This is a genomic window from Carboxylicivirga caseinilyticus, assembly GCF_050589785.1.
Lineage (GTDB): Bacteria > Bacteroidota > Bacteroidia > Bacteroidales > Marinilabiliaceae > Carboxylicivirga > Carboxylicivirga caseinilyticus.
On the sequence record NZ_JBNGOX010000013.1, the window covers coordinates 41,114 to 56,157 of the forward strand.

The 15,044-nt window shown below is 37.1% G+C and carries 13 protein-coding genes; 6 read left to right on the forward strand and 7 right to left on the reverse strand.

Translation table 11 applies throughout. The features are described 5' to 3' along the window. The first annotated feature begins 31 nt into the window (after positions 1-31). Positions 32-1,798, forward strand: a complete 1,767-nt coding sequence (locus ACRD62_RS08740; protein ID WP_430819752.1) for an NADH-dependent [FeFe] hydrogenase, group A6 — start codon at positions 32-34, stop codon at positions 1,796-1,798. A gap of 96 nt (positions 1,799-1,894) precedes the next feature. Next, positions 1,895-2,371 (forward strand): NADH-quinone oxidoreductase subunit NuoE family protein, encoded by a 477-nt coding sequence (locus ACRD62_RS08745; protein ID WP_321409842.1) that lies wholly within the window; start codon positions 1,895-1,897, stop codon positions 2,369-2,371. A 286-nt stretch (positions 2,372-2,657) separates the two neighbouring features. Here the strand turns inward: ACRD62_RS08745 and ACRD62_RS08750 are convergent, their stop codons facing one another. From ACRD62_RS08750 to larE, 5 genes are all read right to left on the reverse strand, one after another. Continuing rightward, positions 2,658-3,407 carry a LytR/AlgR family response regulator transcription factor gene (locus ACRD62_RS08750; RefSeq protein ID WP_430819753.1) on the reverse strand — a complete coding sequence of 250 codons (750 nt, stop codon included), beginning with the start codon at positions 3,405-3,407 and terminating at the stop codon, positions 2,658-2,660. A gap of 2 nt (positions 3,408-3,409) precedes the next feature. Continuing rightward, positions 3,410-6,283, reverse strand: coding sequence for a histidine kinase (locus ACRD62_RS08755; protein WP_430819754.1), 2,874 nt, complete (start codon positions 6,281-6,283; stop codon positions 3,410-3,412). A 154-nt stretch (positions 6,284-6,437) separates the two neighbouring features. After that, positions 6,438-6,737, reverse strand: coding sequence for a type II toxin-antitoxin system RelE/ParE family toxin (locus ACRD62_RS08760; protein WP_430819755.1), 300 nt, complete (start codon positions 6,735-6,737; stop codon positions 6,438-6,440). Positions 6,738-6,739: 2 nt separating this feature from the next. Continuing rightward, positions 6,740-6,949, reverse strand: a complete 210-nt coding sequence (locus ACRD62_RS08765; protein ID WP_430819756.1) for a hypothetical protein — start codon at positions 6,947-6,949, stop codon at positions 6,740-6,742. Positions 6,950-7,033: 84 nt separating this feature from the next. Then, on the reverse strand, positions 7,034-7,855 hold the full coding sequence (gene larE / locus ACRD62_RS08770; RefSeq protein WP_430819757.1) for an ATP-dependent sacrificial sulfur transferase LarE: 822 nt from the start codon (positions 7,853-7,855) through the stop codon (positions 7,034-7,036). Between the two features lie 191 nt (positions 7,856-8,046). Here larE and hydG point away from each other — a divergent pair, with 191 nt between their 5' ends. Then, a complete protein-coding gene (gene hydG, locus ACRD62_RS08775; protein WP_430819758.1) occupies positions 8,047-9,480 on the forward strand; it encodes a [FeFe] hydrogenase H-cluster radical SAM maturase HydG in 1,434 nt (477 codons plus the stop codon). Between the two features lie 639 nt (positions 9,481-10,119). Here the strand turns inward: hydG and ACRD62_RS08780 are convergent. Beyond that, positions 10,120-12,570 carry a TonB-dependent receptor gene (locus ACRD62_RS08780; protein WP_430819759.1) on the reverse strand — a complete coding sequence of 817 codons (2,451 nt, stop codon included), beginning with the start codon at positions 12,568-12,570 and terminating at the stop codon, positions 10,120-10,122. A gap of 106 nt (positions 12,571-12,676) precedes the next feature. On the opposite strand from ACRD62_RS08780, the gene ACRD62_RS08785 reads away from it, so the two are divergent. Beyond that, entirely contained in the window at positions 12,677-12,862 is a 186-nt protein-coding gene (locus tag ACRD62_RS08785) for a hypothetical protein (RefSeq protein WP_430819760.1), read from the forward strand. Here the strand turns inward: ACRD62_RS08785 and ACRD62_RS08790 are convergent. Beyond that, positions 12,859-13,461, reverse strand: coding sequence for a Fic/DOC family protein (locus tag ACRD62_RS08790; protein ID WP_430819761.1), 603 nt, complete (start codon positions 13,459-13,461; stop codon positions 12,859-12,861). The genes ACRD62_RS08785 and ACRD62_RS08790 overlap by 4 nt on opposite strands. Before the next feature lie 171 nt (positions 13,462-13,632). On the opposite strand from ACRD62_RS08790, the gene ACRD62_RS08795 reads away from it, so the two are divergent. Next, the gene (locus tag ACRD62_RS08795; RefSeq protein WP_430819762.1) at positions 13,633-14,586 is read left to right on the forward strand and encodes an NAD(P)-dependent oxidoreductase; all 954 of its coding nucleotides are present in this window, start codon (positions 13,633-13,635) and stop codon (positions 14,584-14,586) included. A gap of 42 nt (positions 14,587-14,628) precedes the next feature. Then, complete coding sequence (locus ACRD62_RS08800; protein ID WP_321409860.1) at positions 14,629-15,039, forward strand: secondary thiamine-phosphate synthase enzyme YjbQ; 411 nt, start codon at positions 14,629-14,631, stop codon at positions 15,037-15,039. Positions 15,040-15,044 lie beyond the last annotated feature (5 nt).

Genomic DNA, 15,044 nt, shown 5'->3' on the forward strand with positions numbered 1-15,044 from the left:
ACCAGTATTTTTGAACAGAAAAAGATAAGAAATGGATATCGTTCAATTAACCATAGATAATAAAAAGGTAGTCGTTGAAAAAGGAACTACCATCTTAGAAGCGGCAAAGACAATCGGGGTAGATATACCTTCGCTTTGCTATATGAAGTTGGAAGACACCAACTTTGAAAATAAGCCCGGCGGATGTCGCGTATGTGTTGTTGAGGTAGAAGGTCGTCGTAACCTTGCTCCGGCATGTAAAACGGAGTGCTCTGAAGGTATGACAGTTAATACGCACTCGGTGAGAGTGGTTAACGCACGTCGCACAGTTATGGAGTTGATTCTTTCAGATCACCCTTTTGAATGTCTGGTTTGTGCAAAATCAGGTGATTGTGAATTGCAGAGTCTGGCTCAAAAACTGGGTATTCGTGAGATAAAATACACGGGTGCCAAGAGTACTTACAAAGGTGATGAATCGCCCGCTATTATCCGTGATATGGATAAGTGTATTATGTGTCGCCGTTGCGAAACAGCATGTAATGATGTACAGACAGTAGGGGTTCTTTCAGCTATTAACAGAGGCTTTGAATCAGTGGTTGCACCAGCCTTCGAAATGGATCTTGACCACTCAACCTGTACCTTCTGCGGGCAATGTGTGGCAGTTTGTCCTACCGGTGCACTAACCGAACGCGATAGTTCATCCAAAGTGATGGATGCGATTGTAAATCCAACCAAAACTGTAATAGTTCAGACAGCTCCGGCTGTGAGAGCTGCATTGGGTGAAGAATTTGGAATGGAACCAGGAACATCTGTAACAGGTAAGATGGTTTCTGCTTTGCGCAAACTGGGATTCGATTATGTATTTGATACTGATTTTGCTGCTGACCTTACCATTATGGAAGAAGGCACTGAATTGTTAGATCGCTTAAGCAAGCATCTGGCAGGAGATAAGGATGTTAAATTGCCAATTCTTACTTCCTGTTGTCCTGGATGGGTAAATTTCTTTGAGCATCAGTTCCCTGAAATGATTGATATTCCTTCAACAGCCAAATCACCTCAACAGATGTTTGGTGCTATTGCCAAAACGTATTTTGCAGATCAGTTAAAACAGAAGCGTGAAGATGTAGTGGTTGTTTCTGTAATGCCATGTTTGGCTAAGAAATATGAATGTTCACGCGAAGAGTTTGCGGTAAATGGCGATCCGGATGTGAATATTTCCATCTCTACCCGTGAGTTGGCTCAGATGATACGCAATGCCAACCTTAATTTTGAGGCATTGGATGATGAAGATTTTGATAAACCATTAGGAGAATCAACAGGTGCAGCTGTGATATTTGGTACAACCGGAGGAGTGATAGAAGCAGCTGTTCGTACAGCTTACGAGGTGCATACTAAAAAGCCTTTGGAACGACTTGATTTTGAAGAGTTGCGTGGTATGGAAGGTATCCGTTCTGCAACCATTGATTTCGACGGGTTACCTATTAATATTGGTATTGCTCACGGCTTAGGTAATGCGCGTAAATTACTCGAAGACATCAAAGCCGGTAAATCAGAGTTTCATGCAATTGAAATAATGGCTTGTCCCGGCGGTTGTATTGGTGGCGGTGGTCAACCTTATCATCATGGCAATGTTGATATCTTGAAAAAGCGTCAGCGTGCTATATACGAAGAGGACAAAGGCAAAGTATTGCGTAAATCACATGAGAATCCGTTTATACAAAAACTGTATGCCGAGTTCCTGGGTGAACCATGTGGACATAAGTCTCATGAGTTGTTGCATACGCATTATTACGATAAGAAAAAGAAGATTGAAATCTGATTAGTATCAAGATGAAAGTATCAAGATGAAAGTATCAAGATTCATGATTGTCTTGATACTTGATACTTTTTATCTTATGTCTTAAAAAATAATAAAATGGCAAATATAAAATTACCCGCTGCAAAAGTAGATGAATTAAAAGAGGTATGTAAGAAGTTCGATAACGATGGTGGCGAACTGATTAATGTGCTTCATGCAGCACAGGAAATGTTTGGCTATCTGCCTGCCGAGGTTCAGGAACTGGTTGCCGAGGAATTAAATGTTTCAGTGGCACATGTTTATGGTGTCGTCACTTTTTACTCTTTCTTTTCAATGATACCCAAAGGACAGCATCCTATTTCCATTTGTATGGGAACAGCATGTTATGTACGTGGTGCTGAGAAGGTGTTGGATGAGTTTAAAAAACATCTGAACGTAAAAGTGGGAGAGACAACCGATGACGGTAAATTCTCTATCAGCTGCCTGCGTTGCGTAGGAGCCTGCGGATTGGCACCAGTGGTTACTGTAGGTGAGCGTGTTTACGGACGAGTTGCTCCCGAAGATGTAAAAGGTATTATTGAAGAGTACCTGTGATTAGCTTGTTAGGCAGTAGTCAGAAGGAAGTAGCTTTTTATGATGTGATTATCAATGTGCTGATAAGTTGATTGATTAGACGAAGTGCTAACTCCGGAGGAGTTAAATAGTGAGAGCCCCGGGTGATTGAGCGTAGCGAATGAACCTGGGGAATTATAGAATAAGAAGCCTGCCGCACTCACTGCACAAAATTGAATCGCAACTCTTTTTGCGGCAACAAGGAGAGGTTAAAATTATTAATTTAAGATTATATAAAGCCGCTTTCTAAAATCAGAAGGTGGCTTTATTATTTGGTTAAAAGATCCATCACTGTATTTTTTCGTTGACGAGATACAGGTATGGAAGTTCCGTCATTCATTTTAAGGTAACCTCCATCATATTTTTCAAATGAACGGACATACTTTAAATTTACCAGGTGAGACTGGTGAACACGAGTAAAACCTTTGTCGCACAATAATTCATCAAATTCTTTTAGTGTTTTTGAGATTAAAATACTTTTGCCATCCATCAGATATACATGTGTATAATTACTTTCCCCTACACATCGTGTTATTTCATGCAGTTCAACAAAAAGGATACGCTCTGCAGTAGGTAATCCTATTTTTTGTTTGTTGGCTTCTTGTTTCCGGTTTTCGATAAATTGTTGAGGTGCATGAATCTGATTCTTTTCCTGAAGATTTCGAATAGCTCGCTGAACGGCTTGTTGTAAATCCAGAATATCAACTGGCTTCAATAAATAGTCAATGGCACAGAAACGAATGGCTCGAATAGCATATTGATCAAAAGCAGTTACAAAAATTACCTGGAAGGTGATAGGAGAGAGTGCTTCCAATAGTTCAAAGCCGGTTCCTCCTGGCATTTGAACATCCAGAAATACTAATTCGGGTTGAACAGCTTTAATTTTTTTGATGCCTTCAGCTGCATTTTGAGCTGTATCGCATATCTCAACTTCAGGACAGTAGTATTGTAATAAATCCTTAAGATTGTTGATGTTGTTTTCTTCGTCGTCGATAATCAGGGCTCGTATCGATTTCATTTTTAGGCTTCGGTTTCAATGTGAATATTTACCAGGGTTCCTTTTTGATTAGGATCGTGTTGTTTACGGTCGCTGACTTCAAAAGTAATTCCCTTTTGGTATTTCTGCATTAACAGTTCCATCCTTTTTTGGGTTAAATTAATTCCTTTTCCATTCGATTGAACTGATGAATTGGATTTATTTAAACCTGCACCGTTATCGCAAATGCAGATCTTTAATTGATTCTGATTAAACTGTTTAATTGAAATTTCGATAATTCCTTTGTCTTTTAATTCAGCAATGCCATGTATGATTGCATTTTCAACAAATGGCTGTATAAGCATCACTGGAATTTCGGTATTATAGGCATCAATGGCAGGATCAACATTAATATTGAATGTAAATTTATGACGAAGCTGCTCCAGTTCAAGGTATTTTTGAATAGTATCCAGTTCATTATTGAGCGAAGTATATTCCTCTTCCGCCTGATACAGAACTTTACGCATTAATTTGGCAAAACTGGATAAAAACAGGTTGGCTTTTTTATTCTCATTCTGATTCACCAAAAACTGGATAGAGTTCATGGCGTTAAACAAGAAATGAGGGTTAAGTTGAGAACGAACGGCACTTATTTGCCACTCCAGTTGCTGGCGTTGTAAAGCATCTTTCCGTTTGATATTTCGTGTAACCATAATGCTCACAAATACAATTATTAGTATAACCAATAAAGCAACCAAAAGAACACTGTACAGTGTTCTTTTGGATATTGCTGCTTCATAGGTAGAGAAGTCGGTTTGTTGAATGACTTTCTTTACTTCATTTAAAAAATATTCGAGTCCATCATCTGCTATTGCACCACTAAATATTATTACTCCATCCGGATTGACAAGAAAATAGGGTAAGCCATATTCCATATTAAATTGGTTTAGCTCATCAATATGCCAATCGGGATTCGAAACTAAAATGCCTTTAGGTTGGTGTTCTTTAATGTATTCGTTAATCTTATTTTCATCGGGTGTTACAAATACTGTAATAAGTTCAAACTGCTTGCTATCCATTTCGGTTTTAAATTTTTGATAAGCCTCCATGGTTTTATCCCTATCATTAAATTCAATATTTATAAATAATAGTTGCACATATTTTCCTCTTAAATCATTGGTTGAGATATGTTTGCCGTCAATAGTAGTAAAAGTAACTTCGGGTAATGATTGGTTTGGTCCAAGATTTACACGGTTAGTATGTAAATTATACAACAATTTGTAAAACTCCGATTGCCAATAATGTTTTTTGTATTCCTGAAAAAGATGATTGCCGATTTGTGTATCGTTGCTTTTAAGCGCTTGCCAAACAATATCGGTTTGAGCCATGTATTTAGCTTCGCCTGATAATAACATCTCAGCCAGATAGAATTCTTCCTGTTCGGGTATGACCATGTTTTGATTATGCCCTTTCATAATCAGTGCTTTTCTGTATAGATAGTCTTTAACAACTGTCCGATTGTAAAAAGAAGTGATACATGAGTGTATTGTTAAATCTACATCATTAAACAGCAGATCAAAAGAGGAAGCATTTACCTTACCATCATTGTGATAATAGTAATAGTGCATTAAATGAAACAAACTACCATAATAAATATCGGCTTCTAAATGTTGACTTGCCCAATCACTAATCAGCGCTTTAAATTTATTGATATAGGCAAAATGTTCAATGTTTTTTTGTTCACATATTTGTTTAATTTTTTGTTCATCCCATTCCTTATCTATCTTCAAATCATGGTCTATTAAATATCTTTTTAGTTTGTTTTTTAAAGCTCCTTTTCCGGTAAAATAAATGCTATCATTATTGATGTTTATTGTAATACTATCACCAGGTTCCAATAGGAGATTACAAAAAGAAGAACCCATAGCCGGACCCTCTTTTAAAACTAAATTAAGAGCTAAGGGGCGCAACAGATCTTGAGTGGTCGAATAGGTCTTTCCTTTTTCCAGATCAATTCTCCATTTAAAAAGGTCTCGCTCAAAAAAGTAGTTGTTAACCAAATAAGCATGTAATTCACTACCATTGTAATCATCTGCAACCTTGGCTATGAGTGTAACGCTTTTGTTTGGCGTATATGGTTGTATGGTAACAATTTGATTTATGTCATATGATTCAACATACATCTTTTGTGTTAAAGCAATACTGTAAGAAATTTCAGTTGAGAGTCCTGTTTTCGGGTTAACTATGAAAGTGCCTTCTATATTTTCTTTTTCCGGATAACTAATGTATGGGGTTGTCTCAATTTTCTTTGAGAGCAACACGCTGTCTGCTTCAAAAATATACTTAACCTTGTACTGGTTATTAGTTGTTGAGTTGTAATAGGCTAAATCATTGTTTTTGGCATCAGGCATATTCCAGCATGCAAAAACACTTTCAATCAACTTTTTTAACTTAATTTCATGCTGTTGATAATACATCGACAGCTGCATCTTCTTTAGTAGATCTTCTGCAGCAAAATCATCACTTCGCTTATTAATAACCTCTCTCGGAAGCTGAAGATCAGATATTTTCCTATCCTTGCTTATCTGAAATGGAACAGGTATCTGTATTAATGGTGATTCAAACTCATTATAGCACCCAAACTGGGTATCAAGGTTCTGAGATGCACTGTTTGTTTTGTATCGATCGATTTCGACTTCCATTGAGTAAACATCTTTATTTATGTCTATTACTTGAAAGGTTAACCAATAGATTTGCTCACTTTTATTATCATCGTTATTTGTGGTATTACATTGATACGAAAATGTATCTCCTTTTTTTAGTTTTAGGGGCGGTAGCTTTATGGGTTTTGCCTGAACACTTACAAACAGAGTTAGAAAACAAAGAAGTAAACTAGTTTTGAGAATTAGGTTTTTCATAAGTAACAATTTTAATAAATATTTAGAATTATCACTTACGAAACTGCCTATTTCGCTACATTAAATAGGAGGTAAACTAGAATTTGGTTGGGGTAGGTTAGAATTTGGTGTTTTTAATTGCTTAAAGACATCTGAGTGGCTATTTGTAAAAAGTTTAGCTTTTCATTTTATCGGGATCTTGTCTTGTATCGAAAATATCGGTAATGTAGATATATTCACCAATAACTCTATAAATAATTTTATAATTCCCATCGATTATTCGTCGATGACCAAGAGAAAGATGTTTGAGGTATGGTTCTTCTGCTCCTTGCAGAGGTTGTTTAAGAAGTGTGTCAGCTGCATCAAGAATGCGGTTACGTATTAAAGACAATTTTTTACGTGATACTTTAGATGCCATAAAGTAAAGTATATCTTCCAAGCTGTTTAAAGCTTGTTCGGTATATACAAGCTTCATAATTAAAAGAAACCAGAGGTTCGATCTTCAAGCTCAGAGCGTGAATATATTTTACCTTCAGAAATATCTTTCTCGGATTTTTTAGCTCTGGCAGATAATTTTTCTTTTAATATTTCTGATTTTTGAAGTATTTCATAAAACTCATTTATTATGTTTTCGTCTGCCTGATTCAAATACTTTTGAATAAAATCTCTTTTCTTAGTAATATCCATAGTATTAATAGTTTGATTGTTATACAAATTTAACGATTAAGATCGAGTATACAATCTGATTAAGTAGTTCAATTCTTTTCAATATTACTCCCTTACCACTTTAAAACCCAATGCCCGGTTGAGTTTGCCCGAAATTAAACCCTCTTTATCAATTTCAATATTGCTGAAACCCATTTTTATAAAGAGTGGTTGAAGCTCGTCAAACAATGATAAGAGTTTCTCCACCTCTTCGGGTTGAACTTCCAGTTTGGCAACTCCATTGTAATAGCGAACCCTACAATCAGCAAAACCATAAGAGTTTAACAGGTTTTCGCCTTCTTCCACCATATTCAGTTTTTTAATAGTGATGGCAGTTCCATACGGAAAACGGCTACTCAAACATGGAGAGGCTGGTTTATCCCAGATTTTCAACTGGTAATGTCGGGCAATTTCTCTGATGGTGTCTTTATTGATGTTGCAATCCATTAAGGGACTCAGTGCATTGTTTTCTTTTGCTGCTTCCAGTCCCGGGCGGTAATCTCCTTTGTCATCAGCATTGTTTCCGTTAACCATGGTAAAGGAAGGATATTTTTCATTCCGCAATTGAATCATGGCCTCGTATAAAAAGCTTTTACAGTAATAGCATCGATTATCCGGATTGGCTGCATAATTAGTATCTACTATAGGGTCGGATTCCAGAATATGATATTCTATATCATACAACTTACAAAATTCAATGGCTTCCTGTAAGTCTTTTCGCTTCAGACTGGTTGAGTCGGAAATGACAGCCAATACATCTTCCTTATTTTTAAATAATCGTGCCAGATAAGCCGCTAAACTGGAATCAACGCCTCCTGATAAAGCAATCATTATCTGTTGATGGTTTTCAAACCATTTCTGTAGTTCCGAAATTGAATTAGCAATCATATCTGTTACACTTTTTTTAAATAAGGTTCGATATTGAAGTTTGTTCAAAGATGTGATAAATCTCCTGTTTTATATCCATATAAATGAAGAAATTTATCCCTATTAATTAGGTAGTTTATTGCTTGAATTAGCAGAATAATCCTAAATTTACAGAGCTATTCAGGCAAAATTTTTTCTTTAAAAACAGCATCATGTCCATAATATATCATCCTCAACAATATGCTCTTGCAGACCGACCAATGGAAAATTTCATCGATGCAGATGAGATATGGAGTTACATTTCGAAGAATGAAAATCCAACCATGGAGCAGGTTGAGGCTGTTATTGGCCGATCGTTGCAGAAAAACAGATTGACGCTTGAAGAAACGGCCATTTTGGTGAATGCCAGAGAGCCTGAAATGATCGAACGCATTAAAGCTGCAGCCCGTGAATTGAAAGAAAGGGTATATGGTAAGCGTATTGTGCTGTTCGCCCCTTTGTACATTGGTAATTTATGTATTAACGATTGTACATACTGTGGTTTCCGAACCTCCAATAAAAAACAGGAACGCATGACACTGACCAATCAGGATTTGATCGATCAGGTCACAGCCCTGGAGGATCATGGTCATAAACGGTTGATTCTGGTTTATGGCGAGCATCCGAAATATAATGCTGGGTTTATTGCAGATACAGTAAAGACGGTATATAGTGTAAAGCATAAAAATGGTGAAATTCGAAGGGTTAATATCAATGCTGCACCATTGGATATTGAAGGTTTCAAAACCGTGAAAGAGGCTGGTATTGGAACCTATCAGATTTTTCAGGAGACATATCACAAAGAAACCTATGAGAAGGTACATAAATCAGGAACCAAGAAACACTACGATTGGCGAATAACAGGTCTTGACAGAGCTCAGGAGGCTGGTATTGATGATGTGGGTATTGGTGCTTTACTGGGTTTGTACGACTGGCGCTTTGAAGTATTGAGTTTGCTGCGTCATGTAAATCATTTTGAGGCCGTTTATAATGTTGGACCACATACGATCTCTTTTCCACGTATTAAATCGGCTTCGGGCTTTGAAGTGGATAAAAAATACGATGTGAGTGATGAGGATTTTACCCGACTGGTAGCCATTCTGCGATTGGCTGTGCCTTATACCGGATTGATTCTAACAGCCCGGGAACCCGGACATATTCGCGATGAGATTATGGAGTTTGGTGTTTCGCAAATTGATGGCGGTACCAATATTGAGATGAAAGGCTACACCAACAAAAAAGATCAACAGGATCTGGATCTGGAGCAGTTTGAAATTGGCGATAACCGATCATTGAATGAAATAATGGAAGATCTGGTGGGCAAGGGATATATACCTTCTTTTTGTACAGCCTGCTATCGGTTAAAAAGAACCGGTGAACACTTTATGGAATTTTCGGTACCGGGTTTTATCAAACGATTCTGCCAACCCAATGCCATGCTTACCTTAGCTGAGTATCTAGAAGATTATGCACCTTCAGAAACCAAAGAAAAGGGTTATCAGTTGATTGAAGATAATCTAACATCCTATGAAGATGAGCAGTTTAAAGATAAATTAGTTGATCGCCTGGAAAGAATCAAAAAAGGAGAGAGGGATTTGTATTTTTAGTGATTAGTCAGTAGTCTATAGTTTTTAGTCTGCAGTCCTTTAGGGATTTGATTGTTGAGATTTTGAATATTGTGCATTAATCTTCAATTCAACACTTTAATACATTACCAATTTGAACAAATAAGCCTGGATAGACATTTCTGCTAGTCCCGAAGGGACGTTTGTGCCAGCATTGAACATGATAGTTATGTTCTTTTTAACAATTATATGACAGTCCCGGAGGGACGCCTGTACCAGCATAGTACGTGAGTGCTATGTGTATTTAACGAAGATGCTCATCAAAGCCCGGAGGGCTGTCTGTATATGATGTTGGATTGATAGATTATAATTTTCGATTCATTAAATTAACAATCAAATACTTCAATCCATCAGCAATTCGACAAAAATATGTGTTGAAAGAATATGCTTAATAGTCCCGTCAGGGACGTTTGTGAGAGCATTGAACATGATAGTTATGTTCTTTTTAACAATTGTATGACAGTCCCGGAGGGACGCCTGTACCAGCATAGTACGTGAGTGCTATGTGTATTTAACGAAGCTGTTCATCAAAGCCCGAAGGGCTGTCTGTAAATAATGTTGAATTGTTAGCGGCATAATATTCAACTCTTCAAATTAACAACTCAACACAATTAAACACCTTTAAAACTCCACCGCCAGCTTTAAATTAATTCGTCTCGATGTCAGATAATTTGGAACCGCATACTGGCGATTAAAAACATCGTTAACCCAAGTGTAAGAAATAGTGTTGTTAATGTTAAACAGGTTAAATATTTCAACACTTAACCATGCATTCTTAATCGTTTTGCTTCGAGTCATATTGTGATAAATATTCATCAGATCTTTCGAAAATCCAATATCAACACGTCGATAGCTGGGCATTCGTTGTGTGGCCTTGTATCTTTCTGATTGCGGCGGTCCGAATGGTAATCCGGTTCCATATAAAACACTCAGCTGAACCGTAAAGGTTGGGTTGTTAGGCAAATAATCCTGAAAAAACAACGAAAAATTCACTCTCTGGTCAGACGGGCGAGGTATATAACCAGGATAAACAACCTGTTCTAAACCATTCTCATCTGTCACGGTATATGAATCATCCAGAATATCTTCTTCTGTTTTCATAATTGACAGGTTAGCCCACGATTCAATACCTTTTACAAACTCGCCATTAATTTTGAAATCAAGTCCTGTTGCATAGCCTTGTGCATTATTTTCACCTGCATATCTTATTCTTACGTTATCAATCTGATAAGGATTAATGTCAGTCAAATGCTTGTAATAGGCTTCTGTTGTAAAAGTAAAAGAGCGCTCCTTTACATCAAAAATCTTATCATATCCGGCTACAAACTGCACCGATTTCTGCGACTTGATATCATAATTCAATTCACCCTTAGGTGTTCGTATTTCGCGATAAAAAGGCGATTGATAATATATTCCGGTAGCAAAGCGATAACGTGTTTTATTGTTTTCGGCAGGATGATATAAAGTGTTCAACCGTGGACTAAAAATCAATTCGTTGTTAAAATCCCAGTAACTGGCTCGTATTCCGGCATTAATAATAAAAATTCCACGGTTGGTTTCCAGTTTAAATTCATCCTGAAGATAGCCTGTAACCCGGTTCGAGTTTGTTTCAAGATTTGAGTTTAGCGCATATTTTAAAATAAGCTCAGTATTGGTAACAGGAATCGAGTAACCAGCTGAGTCGCGCATTTCCCATTCATTGATACGGTCTTTGAAACGTTCGTGCTGATACTTTGCTTCCCATGATAATAAGTGATTGTCCAATTGGTGTTTGCCTTGTACAGCAATGTTTTGAATAAGACCAAATAAATCGTTTCGGGCATGTTCAATGTTGGTTCCTATTCCAATATTTTCAGCTGGATCAGTTATGGCCGGAGTGGATCCGTCTGTTGATTCGAGATCCTGTAACCAATATTGCCCCATAATATCATAGGTTTCCTCTTCATAGGTTCTGTAACCCATGGCAGTAACCTTCAGTTGGTTGTATGCGTCAGGATTGTATTTAAAAGTGATGGCTCCTAATCCGGTTTGGAAATTATCGTGTTCCTGTCCTTCAAAATATATTCTTAAACTTTTTGCTTCATTGATGGTACCAAAAACGGTATTTCTGTCAACAGGCATAAAATCATATGCGTTGAACGAATAGTAACCCAAAGCTTCCAGTTTAATTTTATCACTTAACCGATAAGTAATAAATGTTTGGGCATCAAAAAATGTAGGATTATAATCACCACTTACATCCAGGGTGCCAAGCAGGTATTTATTGGTTTTGTAACGTACACCGGCTATAGCAGTTAATTTATTGTCTTTGGAGCTGCCTTCTATATGGCCCGATGCGCCTAATAAACTGGCAGACAGGCTTCCCTTTAGTTCTTTGGGTTGTTTGTACTGAACATCCAGCACCGAAGACATCTTATCTCCGTATTGAGCTTCGAAGCCTCCCGGTGAGAATTTTAATGACGAAATCAGTTTGGGATTGACAAAACTCAAACCTTCCTGTTGGCCGGAACGAATCAAAAAGGGGCGATAGATTTCTATATCATTGACATAAACCAGATTTTCGTCGTAGTTACCACCTCGTACCCGGTATTGCGAGCTTAATTCATTATTGGAAGAAACACCAATCTGACTTTTTACCAAGCCTTCAATACCTCCTCCAGATGCATCCGGTAAACGGTCAATTAACTTTGGGTCTATTTTAGTAAACGATTGATCTTTAATGTTACCTTCTACTTCAACCTGACCAATTTCTTCGGTTTTTGATTCGAGTGTTATTTTAAGATTATTCAGATCTTCAGCCCTTTTTACTTCCATCTCCAGTTCTGCAAAACCAATGGAAGAAATCTTCAGAACAAAGGGAGGCTGAGTGAGAGTGGAAAACGAAAAATTACCTGTCTCATCACTTACGCTTCCTTCGTTTGTTTTGGTTATAACAATATTGGCAAATGGAATAGGCGAACCTGTTGAATCAACAATGTTACCTTTGATTTCAATTTGCTTTTGCTGGGCAATTATTTGATGACTTACAAAGAGTTGTAAGATAATAGATATTAACAGTAGACGATTTTTCATTGCTGTAAAAATAGGAAGTTAATCCATATAAAAAAAGCAACGTTTGAAGGTAAATTGTATTGCTTAAAACGAGGAGTTTAGGGTAATTTTTTGTAATTTTATGTATATGAAGAAGAGCGTGATGGATAGCCACCCTGATTTAAATGAGGAAGATGTAAGGTTCAATAAAACAGTTAATTCTGTTGTTTCGTCTTTTCAAATAGAAGGCATTGAATTCAGTTCAGATGAACTGGATGAAATGATATCTAATGTTAAAGAGGAATTGAAGCTGAAAGAATCTAAACGTTCTTAAAAAATGGACTTTATTATTTTGTACATGGGTTCATAATTTTGTTCTGCTGCCGACTGAACCGCAAATATGTATTGTTGAAATTGCCTTTGTGTGATTTTGTAAAACCCAAGAAAATCATATCCCTGTTTAACAGCCATCAGATTAGCCAGCACTCTGGCAACTCTGCCATTTGCTTCTCTAAAGGGGTGGATAAATAGTAGTTCGGCATGAACCTTGGCAATGTCGTAAATCAGAGCTTCCTTATCGGCATAGATATGAGGTAGTTTAGCTAATACTTCTTCTTCAAATTGGTGTAGGATAGTTGGAAGGAACTTGGCAGTGGGAAACAAAAAACCACCCTTGGTCATATTTACGTGTCTTAGTTGACCGGCAAAGTCATATACATCCTTTAAGGCAATTTTATGAATTCCCTGAATGTATTTAATGTTGAATATGGTTTTGGTATGTAGTTGTTCCAGAAGAATATACTGCGCTTTTAAGAATCCTTCAAATTCAACTTTATAAATGGATTTTAAATCGGTAATGCCCAGCTTGTTTGGAAGAACTTCGTGTGAGTTCCTTTCTTCGGGTACATCATATCTGGAATGCATTACCGCCATGCTGTTATTTTTAAGAAAGGAAAAGAAAATTACATTCAAATTTTTAATAATGCAAGTCTAACCGATTAGTTTATAGTAAATCTTAATTGAAAATATATTTTGGTGAGCTATTAAATGGAGTTTTTTTGCCTAGACTCATTAACTTTATCTCATCAATAAATAAATATTGAAATGAATAAAAAGGTATTAGTAATGCTGGCAGTTCCAAAAGATGAAATTCAAAAGGTTTTGCCAGACTGGAATTTAATATATCCTGAGAATGAAAAGTTTTCTCAGGAGGAGCTGATAGAAAAAGTCGTTGATTGTGATGCAATTATTACAGTTTATGGTAATAAGATCGTTAATGAGGTAATTGATGCAGCTCCCAACCTTAAAATGATTGCCAACTTTGGTGCAGGATATGATAATATTGATGTTGCCCATGCAAAGTCGAAAGGTATTATTATAACCAATAGTCCCGATCCGGTAACTGAGCCAACAGCTGAGCTGGCGATGGGCTTGATGATTTCGGTTGCCCGTAGAATGGCTGAAATGGATCGAAAGCTACGCGAAAAGCAGGTTACCTGGGGAGTGATGCGTAACTTAAGTACTACACTGGTTGGTAAAACGCTTGGGATTATAGGTATGGGTGCCATTGGAAAAGCCCTGGCAAGAAGAGCTATTGCATCTGGTATGAAAGTGGTGTATCATAACCGAAATCGAGTGGATGAGGTGATAGAAAAAAGTTTTAGTGCTCAGTATTTAGCATTGGATGAATTATTGAAGCTGTCTGATGTGGTTTCGTTGAACATGCCTTTAACAGCTGAAACAAAGGGAATGATTGGCAAGGAGGAACTGGCTTTGATGAAGTCGTCAGCATACTTAATTAACACGGCACGTGGACCTGTTATTGATCAGCAGGCACTGATAGAAGCTTTGCATTCTGGCAGAATAGCCGGAGCTGGACTGGATGTGTATGAGAATGAACCAACAGTTCCTGATGAATTATTAGCTATGGATAATGTGGTGTTGATCCCGCATCTGGGAACTGCTACACACGAAACCCGAAAGGAAATGTCGACGTTGGTGGCTGAAAATATAAAAGCTTTTTTTAATGGCGAAACTCCTCCAAACCGGGTGGTGTAGCAAGATTAGTTATAATTTGTAAGTAAAAATAAATTTTTCAAGATGATTGATCAATATGAGATAACATTATCGGAATATAGAAGAGGTTTTCATTTGGTAACCAATGATATTTTGCGTCATATTCCAACTCTTCCCGAAAAAGGTATTATGAATGTTTTTATTAAACATTCATCGGCTGGATTAACATTGAATGAAAATGCGGATTATACAGTTCGTGAAGATTTTGAAACGGTGTTTAATAAATTGGTTCCTGAACGGGATCCTGATTATAACCATGTTTTAGAAGGTGATGATGATATGCCGGCTCATATAAAATCTTCACTAGTGGGCGTGTCATTAAATATTCCTATTACAAATCACAGATTAAATCTCGGAACCTGGCAAGGCATCTATCTTTGCGAATTCAGGAATTATGGAGGTCGTCGAAAGATAGTTGTTACTATTTATCATTAAAATAG